This window comes from Bradyrhizobium semiaridum (assembly GCF_020329505.1).
In the GTDB taxonomy this organism is placed as follows: domain Bacteria; phylum Pseudomonadota; class Alphaproteobacteria; order Rhizobiales; family Xanthobacteraceae; genus Bradyrhizobium; species Bradyrhizobium semiaridum.
The window spans coordinates 124,299-147,632 of the sequence record NZ_JAGKJJ010000014.1 but is presented as its reverse complement, the minus strand read 5'-3'; the positions used below and the strand labels follow the sequence as shown (position 1 = coordinate 147,632).

General features: G+C 65.2%; 21 protein-coding genes. 14 read left to right on the top strand and 7 right to left on the bottom strand.

Annotated elements, in window-relative coordinates:
• Window positions 1-397: 397 nt before the first annotated feature.
• Both rnd and J6500_RS18115 read left to right on the top strand, forming a co-directional pair.
• A complete protein-coding gene (gene rnd, locus J6500_RS18120; RefSeq protein WP_225714045.1) occupies window positions 398-1,546 on the top strand; it encodes a ribonuclease D in 1,149 nt (382 codons plus the stop codon).
• A gap of 296 nt (window positions 1,547-1,842) precedes the next feature.
• On the top strand, window positions 1,843-2,046 hold the full coding sequence (locus J6500_RS18115; RefSeq protein ID WP_225714044.1) for a cold-shock protein: 204 nt from the start codon (window positions 1,843-1,845) through the stop codon (window positions 2,044-2,046).
• Between the two features lie 77 nt (window positions 2,047-2,123).
• On the opposite strand, the gene purN is transcribed toward J6500_RS18115, so the two are convergent.
• Together purN and purM are read right to left on the bottom strand one after the other, a co-directional pair.
• Window positions 2,124-2,774, bottom strand: coding sequence for a phosphoribosylglycinamide formyltransferase (gene purN / locus J6500_RS18110; protein ID WP_225714043.1), 651 nt, complete (start codon window positions 2,772-2,774; stop codon window positions 2,124-2,126).
• A complete protein-coding gene (purM, locus tag J6500_RS18105) occupies window positions 2,771-3,844 on the bottom strand; it encodes a phosphoribosylformylglycinamidine cyclo-ligase (RefSeq protein WP_225714042.1) in 1,074 nt (357 codons plus the stop codon). Before purM ends, purN begins: the two co-directional genes overlap by 4 nt.
• A 160-nt stretch (window positions 3,845-4,004) precedes the next feature.
• Between purM and J6500_RS18100 the strand changes: the two genes are divergently transcribed.
• The 4 genes from J6500_RS18100 to ppx all read left to right on the top strand — a co-directional run bounded on the left by J6500_RS18100 (window position 4,005) and on the right by ppx (window position 9,118).
• Entirely contained in the window at window positions 4,005-4,547 is a 543-nt protein-coding gene (locus J6500_RS18100) for a CDP-alcohol phosphatidyltransferase family protein (RefSeq protein ID WP_225714041.1), read from the top strand.
• A 42-nt stretch (window positions 4,548-4,589) separates the two neighbouring features.
• Window positions 4,590-5,267 carry a P-loop NTPase family protein gene (locus J6500_RS18095; protein ID WP_225714040.1) on the top strand — a complete coding sequence of 226 codons (678 nt, stop codon included), beginning with the start codon at window positions 4,590-4,592 and terminating at the stop codon, window positions 5,265-5,267.
• Window positions 5,268-5,398: 131 nt separating this feature from the next.
• A complete protein-coding gene (locus tag J6500_RS18090; protein WP_225714039.1) occupies window positions 5,399-7,603 on the top strand; it encodes an RNA degradosome polyphosphate kinase in 2,205 nt (734 codons plus the stop codon).
• Window positions 7,604-7,615: 12 nt separating this feature from the next.
• Complete coding sequence (gene ppx / locus J6500_RS18085) at window positions 7,616-9,118, top strand: exopolyphosphatase (protein ID WP_225714038.1); 1,503 nt, start codon at window positions 7,616-7,618, stop codon at window positions 9,116-9,118.
• 16 nt (window positions 9,119-9,134) lie between these two features.
• On the opposite strand, the gene J6500_RS18080 is transcribed toward ppx, so the two are convergent.
• Window positions 9,135-9,974, bottom strand: coding sequence for a TerC family protein (locus J6500_RS18080; RefSeq protein WP_225714037.1), 840 nt, complete (start codon window positions 9,972-9,974; stop codon window positions 9,135-9,137).
• 63 nt (window positions 9,975-10,037) lie between these two features.
• On the bottom strand, window positions 10,038-10,460 hold the full coding sequence (gene ndk, locus J6500_RS18075) for a nucleoside-diphosphate kinase (protein WP_139482959.1): 423 nt from the start codon (window positions 10,458-10,460) through the stop codon (window positions 10,038-10,040).
• A gap of 342 nt (window positions 10,461-10,802) precedes the next feature.
• Here ndk and J6500_RS18070 point away from each other — a divergent pair, with 342 nt between their 5' ends.
• The 3 genes from J6500_RS18070 (at window position 10,803) to J6500_RS18060 (ending at window position 13,431) form a co-directional block, all read left to right on the top strand.
• A complete protein-coding gene (locus J6500_RS18070) occupies window positions 10,803-11,054 on the top strand; it encodes a sulfur globule protein precursor (RefSeq protein ID WP_225714036.1) in 252 nt (83 codons plus the stop codon).
• A gap of 221 nt (window positions 11,055-11,275) precedes the next feature.
• Window positions 11,276-11,452 (top strand): hypothetical protein, encoded by a 177-nt coding sequence (locus J6500_RS18065; protein ID WP_225714051.1) that lies wholly within the window; start codon window positions 11,276-11,278, stop codon window positions 11,450-11,452.
• Between the two features lie 113 nt (window positions 11,453-11,565).
• Entirely contained in the window at window positions 11,566-13,431 is a 1,866-nt protein-coding gene (locus tag J6500_RS18060; protein WP_225714035.1) for an ABC-F family ATP-binding cassette domain-containing protein, read from the top strand.
• Window positions 13,432-13,483: 52 nt separating this feature from the next.
• On the opposite strand, the gene J6500_RS18055 is transcribed toward J6500_RS18060, so the two are convergent.
• The 3 genes from J6500_RS18055 to J6500_RS18045 all read right to left on the bottom strand — a co-directional run bounded on the left by J6500_RS18055 (window position 13,484) and on the right by J6500_RS18045 (window position 16,124).
• Window positions 13,484-14,053, bottom strand: coding sequence for a hypothetical protein (locus J6500_RS18055; protein ID WP_249781537.1), 570 nt, complete (start codon window positions 14,051-14,053; stop codon window positions 13,484-13,486).
• A gap of 103 nt (window positions 14,054-14,156) precedes the next feature.
• Window positions 14,157-14,609 (bottom strand): DNA polymerase III subunit chi, encoded by a 453-nt coding sequence (locus J6500_RS18050; RefSeq protein WP_225714034.1) that lies wholly within the window; start codon window positions 14,607-14,609, stop codon window positions 14,157-14,159.
• Between the two features lie 15 nt (window positions 14,610-14,624).
• Window positions 14,625-16,124, bottom strand: coding sequence for a leucyl aminopeptidase (locus J6500_RS18045; RefSeq protein ID WP_225714033.1), 1,500 nt, complete (start codon window positions 16,122-16,124; stop codon window positions 14,625-14,627).
• Window positions 16,125-16,475: 351 nt separating this feature from the next.
• Here J6500_RS18045 and lptF point away from each other — a divergent pair, with 351 nt between their 5' ends.
• From lptF to pdxA, 5 genes are all read left to right on the top strand, one after another.
• Window positions 16,476-17,642, top strand: a complete 1,167-nt coding sequence (gene lptF, locus J6500_RS18040) for an LPS export ABC transporter permease LptF (protein WP_225714032.1) — start codon at window positions 16,476-16,478, stop codon at window positions 17,640-17,642.
• Window positions 17,639-18,736 (top strand): LPS export ABC transporter permease LptG, encoded by a 1,098-nt coding sequence (gene lptG, locus J6500_RS18035; protein ID WP_225714031.1) that lies wholly within the window; start codon window positions 17,639-17,641, stop codon window positions 18,734-18,736. Before lptF ends, lptG begins: the two co-directional genes overlap by 4 nt.
• Before the next feature lie 128 nt (window positions 18,737-18,864).
• Window positions 18,865-21,231 carry an LPS-assembly protein LptD gene (locus J6500_RS18030; protein WP_376707823.1) on the top strand — a complete coding sequence of 789 codons (2,367 nt, stop codon included), beginning with the start codon at window positions 18,865-18,867 and terminating at the stop codon, window positions 21,229-21,231.
• Window positions 21,232-21,409: 178 nt separating this feature from the next.
• Window positions 21,410-22,318, top strand: a complete 909-nt coding sequence (locus J6500_RS18025) for a SurA N-terminal domain-containing protein (protein WP_225714049.1) — start codon at window positions 21,410-21,412, stop codon at window positions 22,316-22,318.
• Window positions 22,319-22,335: 17 nt separating this feature from the next.
• The gene (pdxA, locus tag J6500_RS18020) at window positions 22,336-23,331 is read left to right on the top strand and encodes a 4-hydroxythreonine-4-phosphate dehydrogenase PdxA (protein WP_225714029.1); all 996 of its coding nucleotides are present in this window, start codon (window positions 22,336-22,338) and stop codon (window positions 23,329-23,331) included.
• Window positions 23,332-23,334: the final 3 nt, after the last annotated feature.

The window sequence follows — 23,334 nt, the reverse complement described above, 5'->3', positions numbered from 1 at the left end:
ACCCGGCTTTCCCTGCGCCCTCCGTTCGAAGAAGGGCGAAACGAAATGCAAAGCTCGGGCAAATCATGTCGCGAGAGCGCGGAAGTATGACTCACCAGCGGCACAACAAACTCGCTGTCGTCCCGGCGAAGGCCGGGACCCATTACCCCAACTGCCTCTTGTTACGCGCCGGTGGGCGCCACGATGCCGTTTACAACGAGACCCTGTTGTTTATGGGCCCTGGCTTTCGACGATACCACTCATGTCGAGACTTATGAGGCCCAAATCCCCGCAAATCACCCTCGAATCCCCTTAAAATCCCCTGCCCCTCGCCCGGCGCAGGGCCAAAATCCCAGCAAGACCCTTGACATAGCTGCCCTTTCGGCAGAACGCGTGTGTTGAGCGTCATGGACACTTCATGGATCTGATTACCACTACCTCCGAACTCGCCGCCGCCTGCGCACGGCTTGCCAAGCACAAGGTCATCACCGTCGATACCGAGTTCCTGCGGGAGACGACCTACTACCCACTGCTCTGCGTTGTGCAGATGGCGAGCGCAGACGAGGCCATCGTGGTCGACGCACTGGCGCCCGGCATCGACCTCAAGCCGTTCTTCGAGCTGATGTCTGACGAAGCGGTGCTGAAGGTGTTTCACGCCGCGCGGCAGGACATCGAAATCGTCTGGCATCTTTCCGGCACCATTCCGCATCCGATCTTCGACACCCAGGTCGCCGCCATGGTGCTCGGCTACGGCGACAGCATCGCCTACGACGCGCTGGTCGACCGCGTCACCGGCCACCGGCCCGACAAGACCCACCGCTTCACCGACTGGTCGCGCCGGCCGCTCAGCCAGGAGCAGATCCATTACGCCGTCTCCGACGTCACCCATCTGCGCGAGGTGTTCGCCGCGCTCGACGCCGATCTGAAGAAGCGCGGCCGCAGCGACTGGGTCAGCGAGGAGATGGAGGTCCTGACCTCGCCGAAGACCTATGATTTCCACCCCGAACGCGCCTGGGAGCGGCTCAAGACCCGCGTGCGCAAGCCGCGCGAGCTCGCGGTGCTGATCGAGGTCGCGGCCTGGCGCGAGCAGGAGGCGCAGAGCCGCGACGTGCCGCGCTCGCGCGTCCTCAAGGACGATGCGGTCGGCGACATCGCGACCCACGCCCCGACCTCGATCGAGAAGCTCGGCAACCTGCGCTCGCTGCCGAAGGGGTTCGAGCGCTCCAAATGGGGCACCGACATCATCGCCGCCGTGCAGCGCGGGCTGGCGCGCGACCAGGCCTCGCTGCCGAAGCTGGAGAAGCCGCGCAACAATTCCAATGGCGCTGCGACCGTCGAGCTGCTCAAGGTGCTGCTGCGCATGACCTCGGAACGCCACGGCGTCGCCAGCAAGGTGATCGCGACCGTCGACGATCTCGAGCAGATCGCGACCAGCGACCACGCCGATGTCGCCGCCTTGCACGGCTGGCGGCGCGAATTGTTCGGCGAGGCCGCGCTCAAGCTGAAGCACGGCCAGCTCGCGCTTGCGATCGACAAGGGCCGCGTGGTGCGGGTCGACCGGAGCTAGCCCCGTGTCGGCCAGTGGCCGAGCACTCCTCCGGCAACCGTGCTCTGCGGTTGCATCCCGTGAAGCATCCGCGGCACGCCGCAGGCTTGCGAACCCGCAATTTTCATGTTGCAATCTCGTCGCAATCGGATTGCGGCAAGACTGCGAACGTGAAGACCTCGGACTTGAAGACGTCGGACTTGAAGACTGCGAGCCTGAAGATTCGACCACTGAACAGACACCCGTAGGCCGGTTTGTGGCGTGGCACGTGCAAAACGTGGCCGCGTCTTTTTTATGTCGAGACTGGGAGGGAGACGATGCCGAAGGGTACCGTCAAGTGGTTCAACGCCACCAAGGGTTACGGGTTCATCAAGCCGGCGGTCGGAGACAAGGACGTGTTCGTCCACATCTCGGCGGTCGAGCGCGCTGGACTCACCACGCTGAATGAAAACCAGACGGTCGAGTACGAACTGGTGGAGAGCCGCGGCAAGACTTCGGCGGAAAATCTCAAGGTGAACTGAACGCCGGTGCGATCAGCGCCAGCCATGATGACGCCTCCCCCGGCCGCATCACCCCGGGGGATTTCCTCAAGTCCAGCTCAAGGTACCGGCGCGATCAGCGTGCCGTCCGTCGCGGCGCTCCCGAGCGTTTTGCAGACGTCGCCTTCGAGCTTGAGCCGGCCGCTCGCGAGCAGCCGCAGCGCCTCCGGATAGATGCGGTGCTCGATGGTGATCACGCGCGCGGCGAGCGTTTCGGGCGTGTCGTCGTCGGCCACGGTCACCGCGCCCTGCATCACGATCGGTCCGGCATCGGTCTCGGGGATCACGAAATGCACCGTCGCACCGGACAGCTTGACCCCCGCGCGCAGCGCCTGGCCATGCGGATCGAGGCCGGGGAAACACGGCAGCAGCGAGGGATGGATGTTGAGCATCCGTCCGTGCCAGCGCCTGGCGAACTCGGCGGTGAACAGCCGCATGAAACCGCCGAGGCAGATCAGCTCGACTTGCTTCTCGTCGAGCGCCCGCGTCAGCACGGCCTCGAAGCCGGCGCGATCCTTGCCGAACGGCTTGCTCTCGATGACGACGGTCGGGATGCCGCTCGCGGCCGCCCGCTCCAGCCCGGGGGCACTGGCGCGGTTCGAGATCACGACGACGATCTCGGCGGGAAAGTCCTCGGCCTTCGCGGCCTCGATCAGCGCGGCCATGTTGGAGCCGCGGCCGGAGATCAGGATGGCGACGCGGCGCTTCATCGGGAGAGATCGAGATGACCGTCATAGACCACACGATGCTCGCCGCTTGCCTCGATCACCTCGCCGAGCAGCGTCGCGGTCTCGCCGGCCTCGGTGAACACCCCGATGACCTGCTCGACGGCATCCGGCTTGACGATCGCGATCATGCCGATGCCGCAGTTGAAGGTGCGCAGCAGCTCGAGCTCGGCGATGCCGCCCTCCGCCGCCAGCCATTTGAACACCGGGAGCACCGGCAGGCGCGGCAGGTCGATGCCGACGCCAAGATGCTTCGGCAGTACGCGCGGAATGTTGTCGGTGAAGCCGCCGCCGGTGATGTGGGCAAGCCCCTTGACTGCGCCGGTCTCGCGGATCGCGCGCAGACAGGATTTCACATAGAGCCGGGTCGGCGTCAGCAGCGCCGCGCCGAGCGTCATGACCGGCGCGAACGGCGCCGGCGCGTCGTAGCCGAGGCCGGACTGCTCGACGATCTTGCGCACCAGCGAGTAGCCGTTGGAGTGCACGCCGGAGGACGCGAGCCCGATCACGGCGTCGCCCACGGCGATATCGCCGCTCGGCAGCAACGTGCCGCGCTCGGCGGCGCCGACGGCGAAGCCGCCGAGGTCGTAGTCGCCGTCCTTGTAAAGGCCGGGCATCTCGGCGGTCTCGCCGCCGATCAGCGCACAGCCGGATTCGCGGCAGCCTTCCGCAATGCCGGCGACGATCTGAGCCGTGGCCTGCGGATCGAGCTTGCCGCAGGCGAAATAGTCGAGGAAGAACAGCGGTTCCGCGCCCTGCACGACGAGGTCATTGACCGACATCGCGACGAGGTCGATGCCGATGCCGCCATGGATGCCGGTCTCGATCGCGATCTTGAGCTTGGTGCCGACGCCATCGGTCGCGGCGACCAGCACCGGATCCTTGAAGCCGGCCGCCTTGAGATCGAACAGCCCGCCGAAGCCGCCGATCTCGGCGTCCGCGCCCGGGCGCGCGGTGGCCCGCACCATCGGCTTGATCAGATCGACCAGACGGTTGCCGGCGTCGATATCGACGCCCGAATCCGCGTATGTGAGCCCGTTTTTGCGCTCGGTCATGCCCAATTCCAGATGATCAGGGGCTGGTTACGAGGAATTCCGCCCCCGCGCAATGGCTCGCGGCGCCAGTGTCACGATACTATGTAGATAACATCCGGCCGCTGCCCACAAGAGCCGGATATCGAGTAAAATCAGGCTTCTAGCCGGGAAGCGACCCAATTTGAGCATACCGAATATCATCACTCTTGGCCGCATCATCCTGGTGCCGGTGATCGTCTGGGCCATTGTGTCGAGTCAGATGGAGATCGCGTTTGCGATCTTCGTAGTCGCCGGCGTCTCGGACGCGGTCGACGGTTTCCTCGCCAAGCGCTTCAACATGACGAGCGAGCTCGGCGCCCTGCTCGATCCGCTCGCCGACAAGGCGCTCTTGGTGTCGATCTATGTCGCGCTCGGCATCTGGGGCGCGGTGCCGCGCTGGCTCGTCATTCTCGTGGTGTCGCGCGACATCATGATCGTGTCCGCCGTGATTGTGTCATGGTTGTTCGACAAGCCGGTCGAGATGAAGCCGTTGATGGTGTCGAAGCTGAACACGGTGGCGCAGGTCGGGTTCGCGGCATTGGTGCTGGCCTCGCTCGGCTTCGGCTTTCAACCGTATCCCTACGATCTGATCCTGATCGGCCTCGTCACGATCTTTACTTTGGTTTCGGTGTCCCTCTATCTCGTCGAGTGGGTGCGGCACATGAGCACGATCGAAGCCCGCTAGAGCATCGGGATCATGCTCGAACACAGTGTTTTGGAGACTTGCGTGACAGGCGGCGTTCAACCTCGGCAATTGGCTCTGGCGTTGCCGCACGAGGAGAGGCTGACCCGCGACGATTTTCTCGAAGGACCGGCCAACGAGGCGGCGCTGGCGCTGATCGACGGCTGGCCGGACTGGCCGAACCGCGTCATGCTGCTGGTCGGCCCCGAGGGCTCCGGCAAGAGCCACCTCGCCGCGATCTGGGCCGAGCTCGCCGGCGCGCGTTCAACCGCGGCGCATGCGCTGACGGCAGAGGCGGTGCCGACCGCGCTTGCGACCGGCGCGTTGGTCCTCGAGGATTTGCGGCCGTCGGATTTCGACGAGCGCGCGATGTTTCACCTCCTCAACCTCGCGCGCCAGGACGATGCCTTCGTGCTGATCACCGCGCGCTTTGCGCCGTCGGCCTTCGAGATCGAGCTGCGCGATCTGCGATCGCGGCTGCGTGCGGTGCCGACCGTGGCGCTGCTGCCGCCCGACGACCAGCTGTTCCGCGGCCTGATCGTCAAGTTCTGCGCCGACCGCCAGATGAGCGTGGACGAGCCGCTGGTGAGCTACCTGAGCAACCGGATCGAGCGCTCCTATGCCGCAGTCCGGCAGGCGGTCGAGCTGCTAGACACCGAGGCGCTGCGGCTCGGGCGGCCGGTGACACGGGCGCTGGCGGCCGAGCTGTTGCGCGATGCCTGACGGTGACCGGGCTTGACCGCGGCAGCGGTCGGAACCTGAATGTCATCGAAACGTCATCGCAATATCACATGGTTTGTGCGCCCCTCGGCTAGACCGCCTTGGCCGCCCTCCCCGAATTGGACCAGCACTTGATGGACTCGGCACAAGCTACTGAAATCAAAGACAAAGAGGCGGAAGCCTCCGCCGTTCCCGCGATCGCGACCAGCCCTGAGCGATTCATCAATCGCGAGCTGTCCTGGCTGCATTTCAATCGCCGGGTGCTCGAGGAATCGGTCAATCAGGGCCATCCGGTGCTGGAGCGGGTCCGGTTCCTGTCGATATCGGCCAATAACCTCGACGAGTTCTTCATGGTCCGCGTCGCCGGCATCAAGGCGCAGGTCCGCGAGGGCATCACCGAGCGCAGCCCCGACGGCCTGCTGCCGGCCGAGCAGCTCGTCATGATCAACAAGACGGTGTCGCAGCTCGCCTCCGACCAGCAGGCGATCTGGAGCGACCTGCGCACGATCCTGTCCGAGGTCGGCATCCAGCTCGTCGACGGGCGCGATGTGACCAAGTCCGAGCGCGCATGGATCGAGGATCACTTCCTCCACAGCATCTTCCCGCTGCTGACGCCGCTCGCGATCGACCCGGCGCATCCGTTCCCGTTCATCCCGAATCTCGGCTTCACCGTCGCGCTGCAGCTGTCGCGGATCTCCGACGGCAAGGCGATGAACGCGCTGATCCGCATGCCCGGCAAGATCGACCGCTTCATCCGCATCCCCGCCGCGAAGGAAGGCGCGCCGGCACGGCTGATCACGCTGGAGCAGGCCACCGGCCTGTTCATCGGACGCCTGTTCCCCGGCTATACCGTCAAGGGCCAGGGCGCGTTCCGCATTATCAGGGACTCCGAACTGGAAATCGAGGAAGAGGCCGAAGACCTCGTCCGCCTGTTCGAGACCGCGCTCAAGCGGCGGCGCCGCGGGTCGGTGATCCGGCTCGAGATCGAGGCCAAGATGCCGGAGGAGCTGCGCCTGTTCGTGCAGCACGCGCTGTCGGCCGCCGACGACGAAGTGTTCCTGGTCGACGGCGTGCTGGCGATGAACGAGCTGTCGCAGCTCACCCGCCTCGATCGTCCCGACCTCGAATTCCCGCCCTATGTGCCGCGCCATCCCGAGCGCGTGCGCGACCATGGCGGCGACATCTTCGCCGCCATCCGCCAGAAGGACCTCGTGGTCCATCACCCCTACGAATCCTTCGATGTCGTCGTCCAGTTCCTGCAACAGGCGGCGCGCGATCCCGACGTCGTTGCGATCAAGCAGACGCTCTACCGCACCTCGAACAATTCACCGATCGTGCGCACACTGGCCGAGGCCGCCGAGGCCGGCAAGTCGGTCACGGCGCTGATCGAGCTGAAGGCGCGCTTCGACGAGGAAGCCAATATCCGCTGGGCCCGCGACCTCGAGCGCGCCGGCGTCCAGGTCGTGTACGGCTTCATCGAGCTGAAGACGCACGCCAAGCTGTCGATGGTGGTCCGCCGCGAGGGCGGCAACCTCACCACCTACATCCACACCGGCACCGGCAACTATCATCCGGTCACCGCGCGCATCTACACCGACCTCTCCTACTTCACCTCGGACCAGATCATCGGTCGCGACGTCGCGCGCGTGTTCAACTACATCACCGGCTATGCCGAGCCGAGCGACATCGAGAAGATGGCCGTGTCGCCGCTGACGCTGCGCAAGCGCATCATCGAGCACATCCACGACGAGATCGGACACGTCAAGCATGGCCGGCCCGGTGCGATCTGGATGAAGATGAACGCGCTGGTCGACCCCGACATCATCGACGCGCTGTATGAGGCCTCGCAGGCCGGCGTCTCGGTCGAGCTCGTGGTGCGCGGCATCTGCTGCCTGCGGCCCGGCCTGCCCGGCCTGTCGGAGAACATCCGCGTTAAATCGGTGATCGGCCGGTTCCTGGAGCACGGCCGAATCTACTGCTTCGGCATGGGCCAAGGCCTGCCGAGCACCAAAGCGGCTGTGTATATCTCGTCCGCCGACATGATGCCGCGCAACCTCGACCGCCGCGTCGAGGTTCTCTGTCCGCTGCAAAATCCCACGGTGCATCAGCAGGTTCTCGAACAGATCATGGTCGCGAACCTGAAGGACAACGAGCAGAGCTGGCAATTGTTGCCCGATGGATCGTCAACGCGTATGAAGGCCGCGAAGGGCGAAGAGCCCTTCAACCTGCACAATTACTTCATGACAAATCCGAGTCTGTCCGGCCGTGGAAAGTCGCTCAAGGAATCTTCGCCACGCCGGCTCACGCGTCGCAACGAGCGGCAGCAGCCATCGTCATAAGGGAGCTCTCCGGTGAAGCGGCCGCGGAAGCGCGCTTCCAGCGTCGCTGTCATCGACATTGGCTCGAACTCGGTTCGTCTCGTGGTCTACGAGGCGATGGAGCGCAGCCTCGTCACCATCTTCAACGAGAAGGCGCTGTGCGGGCTCGGCCGCGAGGTGCAGAGCACCGGCCTGCTCGCCACCGATGCGGTCAACCGGGCGCTCACCGCGCTGCGCCGCTTTCGCGCGCTGTGCAGGATCCAGCAGGTCGGCCGCGTCTTCGCGATCGCGACCGCCGCCTGCCGCGACGCCAAGAACGGCCCCGACTTCATCGCGCAGGCCGAGCGCATCTGCGGCGCCAAGATCGAAATCCTCTCCGGGCCGCGTGAAGCAAAACTGTCCGCGCTCGGCGTCGTCTCCGGCGTGCACAACCCCAACGGCATTGTCGGCGACCTCGGCGGCGGCTCGCTCGAATTGATCGACGTGAAGGGCAACCGCGTGCGCAGCGGCGTGACGCTGCCGCTCGGCAGCCTCGCGCTGCAGGACCTCTCGCACAAATCGCTGAAGCGCGCCGAGCGCATCGTCAAGAACGAACTGCTCGGCGTGCCGCAACTCAAGACCGGCCGCGGCCGCACCTTCTATGCCGTCGGCGGCACCTGGCGTGCGCTGGCGCGCATCCACATCATCCAGAGCGGCTATCCGCTCAAGGTGATGCACGGCTATTCGATCCCCGCGGCGGACGCGCTCGACTTCGCGCAGCGGCTGCGGCGGCTGGCGGCCACCAACATGCTGGCCAATATCGAGGCGGTCGCCGACGCGCGGCGGCCGCTGCTCACCTATGCCGCGCTGGTGCTCGAATACATCATCCGGGTCGCCCAGCCGAAGACCATCGTGTTCTCGACCTTCGGCGTGCGCGAGGGCCTGCTCTACGAGATGCTGCCGCCGACAGAGCGCGCCAAGGACGGTCTGCTCTGTGCCGCGCAGGAGCTCAACGAATTGCTGTCGCGCTCGGCCCGTCACGCCCGCGAGCTGACCGCCTGGACCGACCGCCTGGCGCGGGTGATACGGCTGCGCGAGACCGAGGAAGACCGCCGGCTGCGCCATGTCGCCTGCCTGCTCTCCGACATCGGCTGGCGGGTGCATCCGGATCATCGCGGCGAGGAAACCCTCAGCCTGATCATGAACGGCAATTTCGGCTCGATCACGCATCAGGGCCGCGCCTTCGTCGCGCTGTCGGTGTTCTATCGCTATGCCGGCCTCAGCGAGGAAAACGAGCCGCCGCTGCAGATCCGCGAACTGGCTCCGCCGGCGTGGGACGAGCGCGCCCGCGTGCTCGGCGCCGCCTTCCGCGTCGCGCATTTGATCTCGGCGGCACGCACCGGCGTGCTGCCGGCGACGCATTTCCGCACCCAGGGCCGCAAGCTGATGCTGGTGTTCGAGCATCGCATGGTCGATCTGGTCGCCGACCGCGTCGGCAGCCGCTTCAGGCAACTGGCGCGGCTGGTCGGACGGTCCGGCTCGATCGTGCGGCGCTAGAGCCGAGCGCTATCAATCACGCCGCTTCGGCGGCGTGCTTCGCCTTCCTGAGCGCGTGCCGGCGCCAGATCGATCCGGTGATCAGCACCACGATGATGCCGAGCACGGCGAGCACAATCTCGCCGCCGTTGCCGCCATGGCCGAACTGCGGCGACAGCCCGACCGAGGCCAGCAGGGAATCGAGCCTGGCACCGAGCGATCCGGCGAACAGCGCATCGAGCCTCGGATGCACCGCCGGATCGGTGGCGATGACATCGCCCGCGATCCAGCCGAGCAGCGCCGCACCGGCCCAGACCAGGATCGGCAGCTTGTTGAGCAGCGCCATGATCAGTGCCGCACCCGCGACGATCAAGGGAACGCTGATCGCGAGTCCGAGCACCAGCAGCGGCACGCTGCCGTTGGCGGCGGCCGCCACCGCGATCACGTTATCGAGGCTCATCACGATGTCGGCGACGACGACGATCTGCACTGCCGCCCACAGATGCGAGGCGGCATCAACGCTGTCCTCGTCCTCCTGCTCCGGCACCAGCAGCTTGGCCGCGATCACGATGAGTGCGAGGCCGCCGATCAGCTTGAGGTACGGCAGCTCCATCAGAGTGGCGACGATGCCGGTGAAGATCACCCGCAGCAGCACCGCGGCGGCGGCGCCGAAGACCATGCCCCATAGCCGCTGGCGCGGCGCCAGTCCGCGGCAGGCGAGCGCGATCACGAGCGCGTTGTCGCCCGACAGCAGGACATTGATCCAGATGATCTTGCCGACGGCGACCCAGAAGGTCGGCGTCGCCATCTCCGCCTTGAACTGGGTAAAGAACGCGCCGATGTACGCGGGATCAAAGATCTGCCACAGCCAATCCACAGCGAGTCCTATTCGGCCTTGCGGCCGCCCCTGGCGGCGTCATCCCGCCGCGCCCCAGATAAATTAGCCGACGATCTCGTTGCCGGCGAAGAACTGCGCGATCTCGACAACGGCAGTTTCCGGCGCGTCCGAGCCATGCACCGAGTTCTCGCCGATCGACTTGGCGTAGAGCTTGCGGATGGTGCCCTCGGCCGCCTTCGACGGATCGGTCGCGCCCATCACGTCGCGATACTTCAGAATCGCGCCCTCGCCTTCCAGCACCTGGACCACCACCGGACCCGAGGTCATGAAGTCGACCAGTTCGCCGAAGAACGGACGCGCCTTATGGACCGCATAGAAGGTTTCGGCTTGGCCGCGGGTCATGCGGATGCGCTTCTGCGCGACGATCCGCAAGCCCGCCTTCTCGATCACCGCATTGACGGCACCGGTCAGGTTGCGCTCGGTGGCATCGGGCTTGATGATCGAGAAGGTGCGTTCAATCGCCATGATTTCGTCCTTGCAAACGGTGGTTGGGAGTTGCCGGGGCTTATATCGGCGCGATGGGGTGACGGCAAGCGACCCTGTGACGCGTTAGCCATTAGTTTCGATGCATTTTCGCGCCAAAAACGCGCCCGGCGGCGGTCGCCGGCCCGGCCCCTGTCCGGGCCAAATTACGACGATTTCACGAAGGTGAACCCATTCTGACGGCGCTGTGCCGCCACCGTTCAGCTCCTGCCGCGTAGGCTCTCCTCCGATCCGACGCCGTGCTGGCAAACCCTAGCAGGACGTCTCGGGAAACGATGTCATCGCGGGCCGCCTGATGCGCGCCCCAACTTCGAGGAGACGATCATGTTACGCAAACTCTCGCTTGCTGCAGTTGCCGCGGTTTCGCTCGGTGCGGCCGCGCTGGCGCCGACTTCCGCCTCCGCCTGGGGCGGCTGGCATGGAGGTTGGCATGGCGGCTGGCATCACGGCTGGGGCGGCCCGCGCGTCATCATCGGCGGTCCCGCCTATTTCGGTGGCTACGGCGGCTGCTACGTCCGCCGCGTGGTCCCGACGCCGTGGGGCCCCCGCTGGCGCGTGGTCAACCGCTGCTATTGATCCGACTTACAACCCTGACTTGCACAGCCCCGGCCCATTGCGCCGGGGCTTTTTCGTACGGGGCGGGAACCTGCGCGGCCCGCCCGGCTCCACTCCTCAAGGCGAGCGCATGACGGCCTTGCGGCGGGAAACCAAAATCGGGGTCGCGACTTGTTACGGCAATACCGCTCGAAAACCTCGCGAGGTGGAACTCGCCAAGAATTGTGCGAAGAGAATGTGCCATGATGCCCGCGCCAACCGACAGCGATCTCGACCAGATCGATCACAAGACCTGCCGTTACATCTGCGATGCCGTCGGTGAACGGCTACAGCAGAACATGCGCCCCGAGCCGGCGCTCTCGTCCCGCCTGCAACACCTGATGGATGAGTTGCGGCGACGGGAAAAGGATCAGCATTAAAGCCATTATCGGGCCGGCAACGGCCCGAAATTGTATTTTCGGCGAGCGCGGCCCCGGAACAGATTTTCCAACAGACGGGTTGCGTTTGGCAGCGGGTCCGGTGACAACGCTGCATGCTTTCCATCACCGACATCTCGATCCGGATCGCCGGACGGCTGCTGATTGATCACAGTTCCGTGCAGATTACGCCGGGCGCGCGCGTCGGATTCGTCGGCCGCAACGGCGTCGGCAAGTCGACGCTGTTTCATGCCATCCGCGGCGAGTTGCCGGTCGAGAGCGGCAGCATCACGCTGCCGCCACGCTGGCGAATCGGCAGTCTGGCGCAAGAGGCACCCGACGGACCGGAGAGCCTGATCAATGTCGTGCTGAAGGCCGATCTCGAGCGAGACGCGCTGCTGCGCGAGGCCGACACCGCACAGGACCCGCATCGGATCGCCGAAATCCAGACCCGGCTGGTTGACATCGACGCCCATTCGGCGCCGGCGCGCGCCGCCGCGATTCTGTCCGGCCTCGGCTTCTCGACATCAGACCAGGCGCGCGCCTGCGCCGAATTCTCCGGCGGCTGGCGCATGCGCGTGGCGCTCGCGGCGACGCTGTTCTCGGCGCCCGATCTGTTGCTGCTGGACGAGCCGACCAACTATCTCGATCTCGAAGGCACGTTGTGGCTAGAGAATCACCTCGCCAACTATCCGCGCACCGTGATCGTGATCAGCCACGATCGCGATCTGCTGGACACGTCGGTCGACCAGATCCTGCACCTCGATCGCGGCAGGCTGACGCTCTACAAGGGCACCTACTCCTCGTTCGAGGAGCAGCGCTCCGCGCGCGAACTGCTCGACGCCAAGCACGCCAAGCGCCAGGCCGACGAGCGCAAGCGGCTGCAGGCGTTCGTCGACCGCTTCAAGGCCAAGGCCTCGAAGGCGCGGCAGGCGCAGTCACGCGTGAAGATGCTGGAGCGAATGAAGCCGATCACCGCGCTGGTGACCCAGGACGTCCATGAGATCTCGTTCCCGGCGCCCGAGAAGCTGCTGTCGCCGCCGATCATCGCGGTCGACGACGTCTCGGTCGGCTACGAGCCGGGCAAGCCGGTGCTCAATCGCGTGACCTTGCGCGTCGATACTGATGACCGCATCGCCCTGCTCGGGTCCAATGGCAACGGCAAGTCGACGCTGGTCAAGCTGCTGGCGGGCAAGCTCGCCCCGTTCACCGGACGGATCACGCGCGCGGACAAATTGTCGGTCGGCTATTTCGCGCAGCATCAGGTCGACGAGCTCAACCTCGATGGCTCGCCGTATGATCACATCCGCAAGCTGATGCCCGACGCGCCCGAGAGCAAGGTGCGCGGCCGCGTCGGCGCGATCGGCTTCTCCGGCAAGGCCGGCGACACGCTGGTGAAGAGCCTGTCGGGCGGCGAAAAGGCCCGGCTGCTGCTCGGGCTCGCGACCTTTTTCGGCCCCAACATGATCATCCTCGACGAGCCGACCAACCATCTCGACATCGACAGCCGCGCGGCGCTGGCGGAGGCCATCAACGACTTCCCGGGCGCGGTGATGATGGTCTCGCACGATCGCTATCTGATCGAGGCCTGCGCCGATCGGCTGTGGGTCGTCGCCAACCAGACCGTGACCGCGTATGACGGCGATCTCGACGAATACCGCCGCATGATCCTGTCGGCCAATGACGGCGCCAGGCCCGCATCGCGCGAGCGCAGCAAGGAGCCGGCGAAGCCCGAGCGCAACCGGGCTGAGAAGCGCGTTGCACCCCGGCAGCGAATTGCGCAGGCCGAGGCCGAGATCGAGCGCATCAACGGCATCATCGTCAAGATCGACACCGCGCTGGCGCTGCCGGACATCTTCACGCGCGATCCCAAGCAGGCGGCGCAACTGACCAAGGCGCGCGCCGGCGCCGAAACCGCGCTGCAGCGGGCCGAGGAAGAATGGCTGGAAGCCAGCACGGAGCTGGACGAGGCCGCGAACTAGCGCGCGGCAACGCGCGCTCTGCCCTATTGCGATGGGATTTGGATAACCCGGACTAGCCGTGCGCGGCCGCCGTGGATTTCTTCTTCTTCGGCTTCGCCGCCTTCGGCTCCGGCACCGGATCCGGTCCGCGCTCGACCGATGACAGTCGTCCCCCAGTGAAAGTGTAGATGCCGGCGCGCGCGCCGCGCGACCAGGTGACGACCGCAACGCGGTCGCCGCCGGGGCCGTTGGACAGATTCACGCTGTCGGGAGCACCGATGCCGCGCACGACGTCGCACTCGGTGTGGCCGAGCGCGACACTGCCGCCCACAGGCTGCGGTGGCGGCGCAGCGGCAGCGCCATCCGCCAGCGCGTTGGCGCCCGCAGCACCGGCCGGCGGCGTCATGCCGGGACACGATCCGTCGGCTGCAACGAGGTCATCGTTCGTGACCGGCTTGTCCGGCGTCAGCGGCGGCGATTCGATCGAGATGTTGCGAATGAACAATCGGCCCGGACGCGAGAACCAGTCGGCGTCGCGTGACAGCAGGTCGGACGCGCTCGAGCAGGCGGCAAGGCTTGGTGCGAGCACGAGCAGCGCCAGCAGCGACTTCCGACTGAATGTTGCGTCCCGCACGATCGACAAAACTCCTGCCCCTTTCCGCAAGGGGCTTGTCCGAACATCACTTTGCGGCATGACCGTGGCTTGCCCCAAGAAACCTCAAATTATCATTAATTGCTTGATATCGCTATTGGCGTCGCTGCCACCGCCCCCGCTCGTCAGGCTGCCAATAGGTGACCTCGAAGCCGCGTGCCTTGCAGGCGGTCCAGCTTTCCCGCGCACCCGCCACCGCATCCGGGTCGTCGCCGTTGAACACCAGCACGATCCGCGCGTAGCTGTCGCAGTCCGCCGGCAAGGGCGCGTCGTCGATCAGGAAGCGGACGTTGGCGCGGTTCGGATTGCCCTCCTCGATCGACAGGATGATCGGCTGGTCCGCCGCGTCGGCGACGCGCCAGGTCGCATGCGGCAGGAATGAATCGTCGCTATAGGTCCACAAATGGGCATCGAGCGCCTCGGCGCGTTCCAGCGACGTCGATTGCACGACCACACGCCAGCCGCGCTCGAGCGACTTCTCGAGCAGCGGCGGCAGCACGCTGTCCAGCGTCATGTTCTGCAGATGGTAGAACAGAACCTCGGTCATGCGGGAGCAGCCGACCTATTTCTTCTCATAATATTCCGACACCAGCCGCTCGAGCAGACGCACGCCATAGCCCGAACCCCAGCTCTGATTGATGTCGGTCTTCGGCGCGCCCATCGCGGTGCCGGCGATGTCGAGATGCGCCCACGGCCTGCCGTCGACGAAGCGTTGCAGGAACTGCGCCGCGGTGATCGAGCCGCCATGCCGTCCTCCGGTATTCTTCATGTCGGCGAATTGCGAGTCGATCAGCTTGTCGTATTCGGGACCGAGCGGCATGCGCCAGACCTTCTCGCCGGTCTCCAGCCCGACCTTGGCAAGACGTTCGGCCAGTTCGTCATTGTTGGAGAACATGCCGGCGTGATCGGTGCCGAGCGCGACCATGATGGCGCCGGTCAGCGTCGCGAGATCGACCATGAACTTCGGCTTGAACTTCTTCGCGACGTACCAGAGCACGTCGGCGAGCACGAGGCGTCCCTCGGCATCGGTGTTGATGATCTCGATGGTCTGGCCGGACATCGAGGTGACGATGTCGCCGGGACGCTGCGCGTTGCCGTCGGGCATGTTCTCGACTAGGCCGATCGCACCGACCGCGTTGACGCGGGCCTTGCGCGCCGCGAGCGCGTGCATCAGGCCGACCACGCAGGCTGCGCCGCCCATGTCGCCCTTCATATCCTCCATCCCGCCGGCCGACTTGATGGAGATGCCGCCGGTATCGAAGCAGACGCCCTTGCCGATGAAGGCGACCGGCGCATCGCCCTTCTTGCCGCCGTTCCAGCGCATGATCACGGTGCGGCCTGGCCGCGCCGAGCCCTGTGCGACGCCGAGCAGCGCACCCATGCCGAGCTTGGTCATGGCCTTGACGTCGAGCACCTCGACATTGACGCCGAGCTTGCGCAGCTGGCTGGCGCGGCGCGCAAACTCCTCGGGGTAGAGCACGTTCGGCGGCTCATTGACGAGCTCACGCGCGAGGTTCACGCCGTCGACGATGGACGAGTTCGGAGCAAATGCCTTCCTAGCGGCTGCGACATCGGCGACGGCGAACGACACGTCGGCCCGCGAGGCGCCCTCCTCGCCGTCCTTCTTCTTGGTCTTGTAGCGATCGAACTTGTAGGCGCGCAGCCGCAGACCAGTCGCGATCGCCGCGGCCTGATCCGCCGCCATCGCTCCGTCCGGCAACTCGGCGAGAACCGTCATCGACGCGCTGCCGGCGCCGAGCTTGCCCGCGGCGACGCCGCCGAATTTGAGAAAATCCTTCTCCTTGAGCTCGCTCGCCTTGCCGATGCCGATCACGATCAGACGCTCGGCCTTGCTGCCCTCCGGCGCCAGAATGTCCAAAGCCGCGCCGCTCTTGCCCTTGAAACGGTTGGCGGCGGCAGCCCGCTTTACGGTCTCGGCCGAGGCTCCCAGCGCCTTCTGCGTCGCCGGCCCTAGTTTCAATTGCTCGTCGCAAAACGCGACCAGAATGCCGCGACTGGGAGCTGCGAATGGGACAAAGCCGACCTTGACGGCGTCGGACATAGGAAAATCCTCCAGAATTCAGGGTATTGCTCGGACCTGAACCGGTCCTGGCGGGCAGCTCGGATCGTGCGTTGCGAAAAGCGGTCCGGAGCGACCCGGACCGAGCTTGACGACACTATGGCCTGCCGGCCGCTCCGCTGCCAAGCACCGCAGTGGCCGGAAGGCCACAAAAGGGAATAATTAACTATAAATTAAGCGTGCCTTGGCTCGGCCATTTTGTTGACGGATCAAAGGGATGGTAGTGAGAGAGTGAGCCGGACGGATCCGCGGCTCGACCATAGGGGACCCGGGTTGACGGGATTGGTCGAAAGCCGTGCGTTTTGGTGCGTCAGGGGGGCCGTGCGGTAGGCAATGGGGTCGATCGACAAGTACATTTTCAAAACGACGCTGGCGTCGTTTGCGCTTGTCCTGGTCAGCCTCACCGGCGTGATCTGGATTACGCAGGCGTTGCGCGGCATCGATTTGATGACCAGCCAGGGTCAGACCATCCTGACCTTCCTCGGCATCACCGGCCTTGTGATCCCGGCCCTGGTCCTGATCATAGCCCCGATCGCGCTGATGATTGCGATCTCGCACACGCTGAACAAGCTCGCGACCGATTCCGAGATCATCGTGATGAACGCGGCGGGCTTCTCGCCGTGGCGGCTGTTCCGTCCCTTTCTCTATGCCACCTGCGTGGTCGCGGCGATGGTCGCCTTTATCGGCGCCTATCTTGCGCCCGACGGCATGCGCCGAATCAAGCAGTGGGACGCCGAGATCACCGCCGACGTGCTGACCAACATCCTGCAGCCCGGCCGCTTCGCCCAGCTCGACCAGAACCTGACGATCCGGATCCGCGAGCGCCTGCCCGGCGGCGTGCTCGGCGGCATCTTCGTCGACGACCGCCGCGACCCGGCCGAGCGCGTCACCATCATCGCCGACCACGGCACGGTGCTGAAGAACGAGAGCGGCTCCTACCTCGTGCTCGAGGACGGCAATCTCGAGCGCTTCGAGGTCGGCAAGCGCGACCCGGCGCTGGTTGCGTTCGGCCGCTACGCCTTCGACATGTCGAAATTCTCGCAGAGCCGCGACGTCACGCTCGGCATCCGCGAGCGCTACATGTGGGAGCTGATGTGGCCGAAGGAGGACGATCCGATCTATCAGCAGCTGTCCGGCCAGTTCCGCGCCGAGCTGCATGACCGCTTCATGGCACCGATCTATCCGTTTGCGTTCGCGGCACTCACCTTCGCCTTCCTCGGCGCGCCGCGCACCACGCGCCAGAGCCGCAACTTCTCGATCGGCGGTTCGGTGTTCGCGGTGTTCGGCCTGCGCATGATCGGCTTCGCCTGCTCGGTCGTCACGGTGAAGAATCCGCTTGCCGCGATCGTGCAGTACCTGATGCTGTTCGGCGGCATCGGTGTCGGTATCTGGATGATCGTCGGCGGCGTCGTCGTCGAGCCGCCGGCGGCGCTGATGGAGCAGATCAACCGCAACAACGAGCGTATTGCGCGCTTCTTCCGGAGGCCCGCGACCGCATGAGCATGGTCACAAACACGCTCGGACGCTATTTCGCCGGCCGCTTCGTGATCTCGGCGGTGGGCGTGTTCGCCAGCATCTTCGTGCTGCTGGTGCTGGTCGATTATATCGAAATGGTGCGCAGGACGTCGGGCCTCGTCGGGGCGTCGGCGATCACCGTGGCGGAGACCTCGCTGTTCCGCGTGCCGCAGCTGCTCGAGAAGCTGATGCCGTTCTGCGTGCTGATTGGCGCCATGACCTGCTATCTTGCATTGTCGCGCCGGCTGGAGCTCGTCGTGGCGCGCGCCGCCGGCGTCTCGGCCTGGCAGTTCATCTCACCGGCGCTGGCCAGCGCGCTGCTGCTCGGGGTCATCGCGACCACCACCTACAATCCGATCTCGGCCAACCTGCGCGAACTCTCCAAACGGATGGAGGCCGAACTGTTCGGCTCGGCGCCGGGCGGCGGCATCCAGGACGCATCCGGGTTCTGGCTGAACCAGATCAACGACGAAGGTCAGGCGATCATCAATGCCGCCCGCAGCGAACAGCAAGGCGTGCGACTGACCGGTCTCACCGTCTTCCGATTCGATACGGCGTTGCAGTTCAAGGAGCGAATCGAGGCCCGCGAAGCAGCCCTCGAAGAAGGGCGCTGGGTGTTCAAGGGAGTACGCCGATACACCCTCGACAAGCCTCCGGTTGACCAGAATACCTTCTACCTGACCACCACCCTCACCCCCGCTCAGGTCCGCAACAGTTTCTCCACCCCCGAAACTGTGTCGTTTTGGCAACTACCGAACTACATCCGCTCGTCGGAGAGCTCAGGGTTCGCGACCGCCGGCTATCGTTTGCAGTATCACAAACTCATCGCGCAGCCATTTTTGCTGGCTGCGATGGTGATGTTGGCGGCTTCTGTGAGCCTCCGCTTCTTCCGGATGGGCGGCGTGCAGAAGATGGTTTTGAGTGGCGTGGGTGCAGGCTTTCTGCTCTACGTGCTGTCGAAAGTAACTGAGGACTTGAGCAAGGCTGAGTTGATGCATCCCATCGCTGCGGCGTGGTTGCCTGTCGTTGTGGGCGGCCTCACCGGTTTTATGGCCTTGCTGATTCAGGAGGACGGGTAGTGGCAGACGTCGCCGCCCGCCAGTCGAGGTCGTCTGTGTTCAGGCAGCGCAATCGCTTGCGCCGTCATCGCAGCCGCGTGGCCGCTTTCGGCGCCTCGCTCGCCGCCGTCCTCACCGCCTTTGTCGCCGTGAGCGCGCTCGACATCGCCGCGCCGACGTCGGCTGCCGCGCAGAGCTTCACCTACAATCCGCGACCGCCGAAACCGTCCCGCCCCCCGGCCAAGAACGACGGGCAGATGCTCGTTCAGGCCACCGAGGTCGATTACGACTACAACAACCAGCGCATCTCGGCGGTCGGCAATGTGCAGCTGTTCTACAACGGCACCAGCGTCGAAGCCGACAAGGTGATCTACGACCAGAAGACCAAGCGTCTTCATGCCGAGGGCAACATCCGCATGACCGATGCGGAAGGCAAGATCACCTACGCCAACATCCTGGATCTCAGCGACGACTACCGCGACGGTTTCGTCGATTCGCTGCGCGTCGACACCGAGGACCAGACCCGCATGGCGGCGACCCGGGCCGATCGCTCCAGCGGCAATTACACCGTGTTCGACAACGGCGTTTATACCGCCTGCGCACCTTGCAAGGACGATCCGAAGAAGCCGCCGCTGTGGCAGGTCAAGGGCGCGCGGATCATCCACAATCAGACCGAGAAGATGCTCTATTTCGAGAACGCCCAGATCGAGTTCTTCGGCGTTCCGATGGCGTATCTGCCCTACTTCTCGACGCCCGACCCGACGGTGAAGCGCAAGAGCGGCTTCCTGATGCCGGCCTTCACCTCGTATACCGCCTTCGGATACGGCGTCGAAGTCCCGTATTATTTCGCGCTCGCGCCGGATTTCGACGCGACGTTCAATCCGCGCTTCACCACGAAACAGGGCGTGCTGCTGCAGGGTGAATTCCGTCAGCGCCTGTCGAACGGCGCCTATCAGGTCCGGCTCTACGGCATCGACCAGACCGATCCCGATGCCTTCAAGGGCCAGCCCGGCGACCGCCAATTCCGTGGCGGCGTCGAGACCAAGGGCCAGTTCGCGCTGAATGACAAATGGACCTGGGGCTGGGACGGCGTCCTGTTGTCCGACTACTATTTCATGTCCGATTACCGGCTGGCCCAGTACAAGGACCCGTTCGGCTCGTTCATGTCGCTGCCGACCGAGGCGATCTCGCAGCTCTATCTGACCGGCGTCGGCAACCGCAGCTTCTTCGACGCGCGTGCGATCTACTATCTCAGCTTCTCGGGCAACCAGGATAAGGTCCCGGTAGTTGCTCCCGTGATCGACTACAACAATGTGATCAACAGCCCGGTGCTCGGCGGTGAGTTCAGCTACCGGTTCAACTTCACCAACCTGACCCGCGAAAGCGCGGTGTTCGATCCGATCACCAACCTCGCCAGCGCCAGCAGCCTGTGCGTCGCGACGTCAGCCGATCCGATGGCGCGGACGCCGACGCAGTGCCTGCTGCGCGGCATGCCCGGCACCTACACTCGCCTGACGGCGGAGACGCAGTGGCGCAAGTCGTACACCGACCCGTTCGGCCAGATCTGGACGCCGTTCGCCAGCGTCCGCGCCGACGCGATCAATGCCGACATTTCGAACCAGCCCGGCGTCTCCAACTTCCTGCCGGTCGGGGACACCCAGACGGTCCGCATGATGCCGACCATCGGGCTCGAATACCGCTACCCCTTCATCAACGTGCAGCCGTGGGGCACGACCACGATCGAGCCGATCGCGCAGGTCATCATCCGGCCCAACGAGCCTGATGCCGGCAGGCTGCCGAACGAGGATGCGCAGAGCCTGGTGTTCGACACCAGCAACCTGTTCTCGGTCGACAAATTCTCCGGCTACGACCGCGTCGAGGGCGGCAGCCGCGCCAACGTCGGCGTGCAGGCCACCACCCAGTTCGATCGCGGCGGCAGCATCAAGGCGATGTTCGGCCAGTCCTACCAGCTGTTCGGGTTGAACTCGTTCGCGGTCGCCGACGTCACCAATACTGGCGTCGATTCCGGCCTGCAGAACCCGCGCTCGGATTATGTCGCCAGCCTCGCCTATTCGCCCAACCGGACCTATACGTTCAGCGTCCGCTCGCGCATGGATGAGGCGACCTGGAACGTCAACCGGTTCGAAGCCCAGGGAACCGCCAATTTCGACCGCTGGTCGGTCACCATGATGTACGGCAACTATGCCGCCCAGCCGGAACTGGGCTACCTGACCCGTCGCGAAGGCATTCTTGCCAGCGGATCGGTCAAGGTTGCTTCGAACTGGGTGGTCTCGGGTGGCGCCCGCTGGGACCTTGAAGCGAACAAGATCAACCAGTATGTGGTCGGCGCGGGCTATGTGGACGACTGCTTCGTGCTGGCTGCCAACTATGTCACCTCATATAGTTACGTGGCCGGAGCCACGCCGCCCACGCTCAGCCACGCCTTCATGTTCCAGATTGGCCTGCGGACCATCGCCCAGTCCTCGTTGACGAACAGCTCGGCTGGCCTCCAGTAGCGTGGAACCGGTTCTGGATGCCCGCGGTCCGCGGCGCCAGCTTGAATGGGTTTAGACGGCTGACATGAGAATAACGATCGCTAGAGCGTTTTCGAGCGAAGTGGGTGCCGGTTCGCGTGAAGAAAACGCGTCAGAACCAGAAGCTCCGTTCCGATTTCAGGCACGCCGCCATTCACTCCTGCGGAGCTCCTTACTGGCCCTCGCCCTGCTGGCAGGAGGAGGCGTCACGGCGCACGCCCAGACCATCGCCGTGATGGTCAATGGCGAGCCGATCACCAATTTCGACATCGAGCAGCGCGCCAAGCTCGACGCGCTGACCGGCAAGAAGGGCGAGAACCGCCAGGCCATTCTCAACGACCTGATCGACGAGAAGGTCAAGATCAAGGAAGCCAAGAAATTCGGTGTCGATCCCGGCTCCAGCGACGTCGACCAGGCCTTCAACGGAATGGCGCAGCGCATGCGGCTCACCGGCGACCAGCTCACCAAGGTGCTGGAGAGCAAGGGCATCCGGACCGACACGCTGAAGCAGCGGATCAAGGCCGACATGGTCTGGACCAACCTCGTGCGCGGACGCTTCAAGGAGAGCTTGCAGGTCGGCGAGAAGGACGTGAACGCAGCGGTCAAGGAGAGCGGCGGGGCGACCGATGCCGAGGCTTTCGAATACCGGATGCAGCCGATCGTGCTGATCGTGCCGCGCGGTGCGCCGCAGTCCGACTATGAGACCAGGCGCAAGGAGGCCGAGAGCCTGCGCGAGCGCGTCACCAGCTGCGAGGAGGCCAACTCCTACTTCAAGGCGATGCGCAACGCGGCGATCCGCGAAATCGTCGTGAAGACGTCGGCGGACCTGCCGCAACAGTTGCGCGACATCCTCGACAAGACCGCGATCGGTCATCTCACCGCGCCCGAGATCACCAAGCAGGGCGTCGAGATGGTCGCGCTCTGCGGCCGTAAGGCCACCACCGTGGACACGCCGAAGAAGCGCGAGATCCGCGACAAGATGTACGTGCAGAAGTACGAAGCGAAGTCGAAGGCCTACCTGGCCGAAGTCCGCAAAGCCGCGATGATCGAATATCCAGGCGGCCGATGATCGACTATCGTTGATCCATGGCCAGACCTCTCGCGCTGACATCCGGCGAGCCCGCAGGCATCGGACCCGACATCACCCTCGCTGCCTGGCTGCGGCGCCAGGAACTCGATCTCCCGCCGTTCTATCTGCTCGGTGACCGGGCAGCGCTGGCCGCGCGCGCGAAGGCGCTGGGGCTCACGGTCGAGTTGGCCGATGTCAGCGCCGAGGAAGCAGCCGCAGCGTTCCCGCGCGCCCTGCCCGTCGTTGCGACCGGCAAGCTGGCGACGGCGCAGCCGGGCGTGCCCGATGGGAGCAGCGCCGACGCTGCGATGGCCTCGATCCGCCAGGCGGTCGCCGACGTGACGTCCGGCAACGCCGGCGCAGTCGTCACCAATCCGATCGCCAAGAATGTGCTGTATCGCGCCGGCTTCCGGCATCCCGGCCACACCGAATTCCTCGCCGAGCTCGCCGGCGCCGGCGGCCCGGCGCCGCAGCCGGTGATGATGCTGTGGTCGCCGACCCTCGCCGTGGTCCCGGTGACGATCCATGTCTCGGTGCGCGAGGCGCTGGCACAACTGTCCACCGACCTGATCGTGTCGACCGCGCGCATCGTGGTCGCCGACATGAAGGCGCGGTTCGGCCTCGCCGCGCCGCGGCTCGCGATATCGGGCCTCAATCCGCATGCCGGCGAAGACGGCACGCTCGGCATGGAGGACGTCGAGATCGTCGCGCCCGCGGTCGAGATCCTGCGCCGCGACGGCATCACCGCCAGGGGTCCGCTGCCGGCCGACACGCTGTTCCATGAAGCTGCGCGAAAAACCTATGACTGCGCGATCTGCATGTATCACGATCAGGCGCTGATCCCGATCAAGACGGTCGCGTTCGAGGATGCCGTCAACGTCACGCTGGGCCTGCCGTTCATCCGGACCTCGCCGGATCACGGCACCGCGTTCGACATCGCCGGCACCGGCAAGGCCAATCCCTCGAGCCTGATCGCCGCGCTGCGGCTCGCCGCGCGCATGGCGGCGGGTTAAGGT